The sequence below is a fragment of the Bacillus sp. FSL R7-0166 genome (genome assembly GCF_038008935.1).
Lineage (GTDB): Bacteria > Bacillota > Bacilli > Bacillales > Bacillaceae > Bacillus > Bacillus altitudinis.
In genome coordinates, this window is record NZ_JBBPAC010000002.1 from 1 (window position 1) to 4,249 (window position 4,249).

At 36.1% G+C, this 4,249-nt stretch carries 4 protein-coding genes; 2 read left to right on the top strand and 2 right to left on the bottom strand.

Going from position 1 to position 4,249, the window contains the following annotated elements; all coding sequences use genetic code 11:
• Positions 1-241: 241 nt before the first annotated feature.
• Positions 242-715, top strand: coding sequence for a DUF3967 domain-containing protein (locus NST01_RS19330; RefSeq protein ID WP_056704295.1), 474 nt, complete (start codon positions 242-244; stop codon positions 713-715).
• Positions 716-831: 116 nt separating this feature from the next.
• Here NST01_RS19330 and NST01_RS19335 read toward each other — a convergent pair whose 3' ends face one another.
• Positions 832-1,281 (bottom strand): helix-turn-helix domain-containing protein, encoded by a 450-nt coding sequence (locus NST01_RS19335; RefSeq protein ID WP_052141850.1) that lies wholly within the window; start codon positions 1,279-1,281, stop codon positions 832-834.
• 179 nt (positions 1,282-1,460) lie between these two features.
• Here NST01_RS19335 and NST01_RS19340 point away from each other — a divergent pair, with 179 nt between their 5' ends.
• A complete protein-coding gene (locus tag NST01_RS19340) occupies positions 1,461-2,174 on the top strand; it encodes a putative immunity/bacteriocin fusion bifunctional protein (RefSeq protein ID WP_046526812.1) in 714 nt (237 codons plus the stop codon).
• Positions 2,175-2,214: 40 nt separating this feature from the next.
• On the opposite strand, the gene NST01_RS19345 is transcribed toward NST01_RS19340, so the two are convergent.
• On the bottom strand, positions 2,215-3,237 hold the full coding sequence (locus tag NST01_RS19345) for a protein rep (RefSeq protein ID WP_046526813.1): 1,023 nt from the start codon (positions 3,235-3,237) through the stop codon (positions 2,215-2,217).
• Between the last annotated feature and the right edge of the window lie 1,012 nt (positions 3,238-4,249).

The following is a 4,249-nucleotide window of genomic DNA, read 5'->3' on the forward strand; positions in this document are numbered from 1 at the left end:
AGTCAACTCCTTAATGCTCACTTTCGTTCCGCTTACCGTTGACTCATGCCGAATGTTTTTCACTCCATTTTTTAAACAGTAACGCTCCTTTTAAGTGCACACTTTTCCGAAATGTCTCCAGCGACACTTATCAAAATTTTTCTCTTTCAACCCGCTACGCAAAACAAAAACATTTTGCCTTTTGATCTAGGAGGGCGTAGCGTATACCATAGCGAATGAATCATAAAGAGGTGAACCCGCTATGAAACCCGAAACCTACCTTTCTTCACAAGACATTGCAAACAAGCTCAATGTCTCCAGCGTCACGATACGCAAATACGCCGCCATGCTTGAGAAAAACGGCTATAATTTCGCCAGAGACACTAAGGGATGGCGTCAGTATAATGAGTCCGATTTATCCGCTATGGAGTATATATACACACACTCTAAATTGAGTGGTAAATCACTAGAAGAAGTAGCCAAACTTGTAGCGACCTTGTATCGGTCAAACTTGTCCATATCGGATACCGCTACACCGCTACAAGATGTGAATGTCGCCGATCTCATTCAAAGACAAGAGGAATTCAATCAGGCAATCCTAAAACGACTCGAACAATTTGAAGAACAACAAAAAAAGCGAGATGAAAATCTCATGCTCGCTTTGAAAGAATCCATTGAAACAAAAAAAATGATTGCTACAGCTCAACAAAAAAAGTGGTGGCAATTTTGGAAGTGAAACGCACCCAAAGACAGGATTGATACACATAACATTAATTTCCTAAATTTCATAATTGTTATATTATACATCAATAAAATAAAAATCAGCACCATCTATGGTAGCTGATTTTTATTTTAATTACTCTGTCTTCTAGTTACAATTCTTACAGGTATAGATATAGCAGTAAATATTAAAAAGGGCATCAAACAATATAAAACAGCCCATCCAATATCATAATTTACACCCTCAATTACAAAAAAATAAATCGAAAGAACAATACTACAAAAGAGACCAATCCACGGAAGCAACTTCACATAAACTTTCAAATTATTCTTAGCTTTATTATCAAGCATAGATAAATCCCCTTTCTTTAAACTATTTAAATCTCGGCTCTCATCTAACAAATCGTCAACTTTAACTCCAAATATGTCTGCGATTTTCATTAAATTATTAATATCTGGATAATTCATACCCTTTTCCCACTTATATACAGCTTGTTTGGTTACGAATAATTTGGAAGCTAGATCATCTCTTGTTAGGCCGTTTTTCTCTCTAAGAATTTTCAACTTTTCATTTGTTTTCATTTTTTTTACTCCCTTAATATTATTTTATATGCAATATAAAAGAACAGAAATAAACAACCTCTAAAATACTTTTAATAAATTGTTAAACTTTAAGTTTTTTAAATAATAAATTGAAAATAAGGTAAATTATATGTTATTTTTAAATCTATAACAATTTAAGGAAATGAAAGGGGAAAATGATGAAATTATTCACAAAACTTTTAGTTTCACTATGCATTCTAATGTTAACTTTTAGTAACACTCTTGTTGTAAATGCAGTAGAAAAGAAAGACCTAAACATCTTAGAAGAACAAAAAAAATTAATGCAAGATGAGAACATCACTCCATCAAAAATGACAGAAAAAGATTTAAAAGTATTAAAAAATGCAGAAAAACAAGTAAAAGAAATCAAAGAACTAAGAAATAACTTAAAGAAAGAAAAATTTGAAGAGTTCGCTTTAGATAAAGAGATTCCTCAAATAAAATATACTACCGATACAGATGAAGGCAGCACTTTTATCTATGTCAGCAATAAAGTATACAAAAACACAAAAACAAAAGAAACGATTGTTACAACAAGTATTTACGACAACTACTCTGAAAAAATAATACAATTCGTAGCAGAAAAGAGTAAAGACAACGGAAAAAATAGAGAATACATTATGAACTACAAAGACTACGATACAAATAAAGTCACAAAAAAAGATAATAAAGAAGATGAAGATAAAGCATCAACATCTAAATCAAAAAAGAAAAAATTTAAATTTAATGGCAAATCATTTGCATGTTCTGCAGCAGGTTTAGTCGCTTGCGGACAAATATGCCTTGTCTATGCATTAATGGGGCCTGTAGCCGGAGGTACATGTGGGGCAGCATGCGGAATAGCTTTCGCTGCAGTATGTGCTGTAACATAATAATAATAATAGAAAAGCAGGCTAATAAAAGCCTGCTTTTCTAATTAATTATGTAATTTTTAATGCCAACATGCCAACGTGCCATGACTTCAAACGTTTCATTGGCTACCTCATCATCATCTTCTTCAATCCTAACAAGGTCGCCGCCCTCGGCATCGGTCAAATTCAGTTCCTTATGAATCTCTTTCAAGATCCCGCCGTAACCGATCAAGCGCCTGGCACTTAATGCATCATCCAAATAATAGACCGTATCCAAATTCTCCTCAGTCACTTTATTCCCACGTATCACATCCGTATCTTTCACTGGATACTTAGAAATTTCTAAAACAGCTTTCTGTTCTTCCATTGCTTCTCGGACTTCTTTTTCAATCGCTTCCGCATCGATTCCCTTTTTTCCTTTGACCCGCTGCACATGCACAATCGGTGTGTAATCCAATTTCATTGCCCGCTTCCAAAGGCTTGTCCATTCTTTTTGATTAATATAGTTCTTACCAAAGTAATTAGTACGAACAGGTATTAACACATGAAAATGCGGATGATATGTATTTTCTTCATGATTTTTCGTAATCTCTAAAGCTCTGAAATACCCACGCACCGCAGAATCAACTTTTTTATATTTCATCAATCTATTAAAGCCTTTCATCATATCAGAAATGGTCTGTTTCAGATCATCACCCTCAACGTTTTTTACTGTCAACGTGAGAAATATCCATGCTGGCTTATATTGCCGATTGGCTTCTTCAACGATCAATTTGTTGTGATAAGCAATTTTCAATGATCTTCGCCATGCACACATAGGGCATAACCTCACTTTACAAAAATAGGCTTGATATAATCGTAGTCTGCCCGTTTCTCTATCTCTCTTAAACGCAAGACATTCCGCACAATCACATACTTTCTCTGCCTTTTTTCCGTAGTAAGGCGCACCGGTACGCTTTTCAAGTCCTTCATAGTGAGCCGCCATAAGCGACGATCTCAACTTTTTCCCCTTCCAATCCCGCTTTTTACCTGTTGCGGTTTTGTCGTCGAGGATGGTATAATTCTTTTCAGATGAATAAAACAAAGAAAAAACCCCTTCTGCCGCTAGTTCTCTAGCTATCTATTATTTGGTGTGGTAACTTAATAATAGCAGACGGGGTTTTTCCCTGTCAAATTACCTTTAAACCATTGACAGCACTGAATTTATCATACTTTTTGAAAATCTCAATGTTTCTATATGTATCAAGATAAGAAAAAACACGATTACAACTTCGTTGAAATCGCAAAAAAAGACCAGCAAATTGCTAGTCTTTTTTTAAAACCAAAAACAAAAAACCACTAACCCCCCATGGGGGTTTTTTATTTTGTTTTTTTGGACATGATGCACAACAAAAAACAAAACTTTAAGGTCCCACAAGCACTTTCCATCCAATAAGACACAAAAACATATCATAGCAGACAAAACGAAAAAACGCATTTAAAGCCCTTATAATCGTTTTTAACTCATCACCCTATTTGAATACCCGAACAAAAATAAAAGCGCTCAGAATCTAATCTGAACGCTCTCAACGGCATTTTTGAAATACAGCCTTGATATTTTTATAGATTTAATCATTCAAATAAATCCTTGCCACAAACTCAAAACGAGTCAATCCATTGCTATGACTAGCTTCAATTTGTTTTTTTCTTCCGTAGTACCCCCCTGTTAGAGTGGGGGGGTTCCCGTTTGGCTCTAGGTGCTTCGCTTTTCGTTGCCACTCGACGACTGTCGTCGTCTTCCGCTGCGCACCTTCGCCAAACAAAACAAACGCACAAATATTTCTTTAATCTTATCATTTTTGACTCTTTCATGCCAACGGTACAATGCCTCGCATTCTGCTTTGAACGGAGAGAAAACCCACAGCACCTATTTAGGTGCATAAGTGGGCACTGGTTCTCCAGTGACTCTTTTCGGGCTCTGCCCAAACCCGCCAACGGTCAGCCCGTTGGATCGCAAATATTCAAACCCCCTACCCCCGATCTTCGGGGGATGCCCCTTCGGCGGGCGCAAACAAACGAGGTTTGTTTGAATCAATAGGCTTTGGGTGTGGTGAATG

Excerpts from the sequence above, each read along its gene's own strand:
- NST01_RS19340 (WP_046526812.1), top strand. The coding sequence starts at position 1,461 with ATGAAATTATTCACAAAACTTTTAGTTTCACTATGCATTCTAATGTTA.
- NST01_RS19335 (WP_052141850.1), bottom strand. The coding sequence starts at position 1,281 with ATGAAAACAAATGAAAAGTTGAAAATTCTTAGAGAGAAAAACGGCCTA.
- NST01_RS19330 (WP_056704295.1), top strand. The coding sequence starts at position 242 with ATGAAACCCGAAACCTACCTTTCTTCACAAGACATTGCAAACAAGCTC.